Source organism: Ammonifex thiophilus, assembly GCF_003368535.1.
In the GTDB taxonomy this organism is placed as follows: domain Bacteria; phylum Bacillota; class Desulfotomaculia; order Desulfotomaculales; family Ammonificaceae; genus Ammonifex; species Ammonifex thiophilus.
Genome location: NZ_QSLN01000069.1, coordinates 1 through 382, shown reverse-complemented (window position 1 = coordinate 382; position 382 = coordinate 1). Strand labels below are relative to the sequence as shown.

Annotated in this window: 1 protein-coding gene; it reads right to left on the bottom strand. The window is 63.1% G+C overall.

Going from position 1 to position 382, the window contains the following annotated elements:
- A partial coding sequence (locus tag DXX99_RS11620) for a hypothetical protein (RefSeq protein ID WP_165847849.1) occupies window positions 1-382 on the bottom strand: 382 nt, incomplete at both ends.

Genomic DNA, 382 nt, shown 5'->3' with positions numbered 1-382 from the left:
AAAGCGAGCCACCTCGCAGGGAGGGATCTACCTTCTCTACGTTGGGGAAGGCGTTCTTACCGGTATAGGGAGGCGAGGTGTAGCGCCAGGCGGTGTAGGTGCCCGAGTTGCCGTGGTTGTCGCTCCAGCTTCCCTGGATCTGCCGGTGGTCGCCGGATACACTGGCCGTTATCGAGGCCTGGTAGCCCTCGGTGGTGGAGCAGCTGAGCCGGACCGTCCCGCTGGCGTAGCTGCCGCTGCAGGTCCCTGAAAAGTAGGCGGAAGCAAAGTTGCCGTGAAGCTCGCTCCCCGTCTGGTAAAAGGTGATCCATCCCCCGTAAGAATTGCCTCGCGCCGGTCCGCTTTCGACGTAAGCCTCGGTCCGCCAGAGTCCGGTCAGGGT